Origin of the sequence: Bartonella rattimassiliensis 15908, from assembly GCF_000278215.1 — a bacterium.
Classification (GTDB): Bacteria; Pseudomonadota; Alphaproteobacteria; order Rhizobiales; family Rhizobiaceae; genus Bartonella; species Bartonella rattimassiliensis.
The window spans coordinates 1-1,694 of the sequence record NZ_JH725071.1; the positions used below are offsets into that span (position 1 = coordinate 1).

The following is a 1,694-nucleotide window of genomic DNA, read 5'->3' on the forward strand; positions in this document are numbered from 1 at the left end:
TTAACGCATTGACGCCCCATAACCCATTCAAGAGCGGGTTTACCATTGACGATATACTCATAAGCTTCAAGAGGGATATCTGTTATTGTGATATTACTGTTGTAGATAACAGTAGATTTATCTTTTTCCTTACTATTCTTAATTTTTGCGAATTTCATTTCAGTCACATAATAAAGCTTTTCGGAATTAGAGATGTCAGTTAATTTTGGATTACCCTTTTTAAAGGTGACTGGATAAGGCTCTACATCTTTATAATTCACATGCAAATGCCCCAGTTCACGTCCTGCTGTTACAAATTTCCAAAAATCATCAGTACTCTTTACACAAGGGATACGAGGCAGTTCTTTGCATAAATTATGAGCATAACGTGTACGATAATCTTCCGAATGAAGTAAACCGTAAACATAATAGAATAGATCATCTTTTGTTATGGTTTCGCTAGGATAAGCGTCTTTAAAATGTGCTAATCCTTCATCCGTAATGGCATCACGCTTCTGTAAACCAGCTGTTGTGTTTGCTTCTGTAGAATACGTAAACAAATGGGATTGTTTCTCATTTTTATTTTTTAAAGATTCAGTATCTTCGTAAATATAGCGTGGAAAGCATTGACATTTTTCGATTGAATCTAAGCTAGGTATATCCGTATTCATAAGTACAGAAAAATTACTTGCTCCTATTCCTGTAACGTGTATCACTCTGTTTTCAACTGCTTTTCCTATAGGAAATATCCGCGGCATTTGGTAAACTCTCTCATTAAAAATGCGATTGTAATAAAGCCACTGTTGTGTAAAGGGACGATATAAACTTTGAATTAAGCAATCACTCTCAAATTCAGAAAATTGTCCTCTTACCAATTCTTCTTTTAAACTACTGCTCCAGCTAATCTTTTTCTCATCTGTATTAACGAAATCATTTACAGTCTTTACACGTGTTTTGCGGTTAGCATGGGAATAGACGTCATTAAAACGTTCCACTTCGCTATTATAGAAAGCAATCATATTACGCATGTTTTTCACTAAGCATTCACGACTTGAATTATATGCCCAAACGTCACGATTAGTTTTTAAACCACAAGAATAAATTTCAAAAAGTTTTTTATTATTTTCCTTCTTCTTATTATTACCCTTCTTATCACCTAAAGTTAGAAAGTTAGCAAAACTGTTATCACGTTGATTTATCCAATCATCATGCTCGTTTGGTATAATCATTCGCCAGCTTGATTTATTAGTGATGCCACTAACACTGCCAAGGCGTTCGATAGTTATAAGCTTATCTTTTGTTGTGAGATTATCACCAATATCATGATAGTAAATTTTACACTCTCCAGAAGTATTGGGATTTTTGATAAATAGTGTTACGGCAATGCCCGTCATACTACCACTCCCAAAAATATTTTGTCCTTCTTGAGAATTCTCTTTATTCGTCATATTTTTGCGAATATCTCCTCGCAAATTGAGCACATAAATACTGCTAAATTCCTTAACAAAACACTTTCTTAAACCCGTCATAGAATTTGCATCTAAAAAACTTCCATTTGTAACAAAACCGATTACCCCAGCATTATCAATACGGTCACTCGCCCAGCGAATGGCACGTATATAACTATCATAAAGCGCTCGTATATTCGTTACTTTCGATTGAGTAGCATAGGTTTCACGAATGCGATCATCTAATATCGGATAGGGAGTATTCTT

1 protein-coding gene is annotated in these 1,694 nt (G+C 34.6%); it reads right to left on the reverse strand.

Annotation, left to right across the window (positions count from 1 at the left end):
- Positions 1-1,694 (reverse strand): type ISP restriction/modification enzyme (locus MCY_RS08535; protein WP_007347970.1); only part of this gene is annotated, 1,694 nt, incomplete at both ends.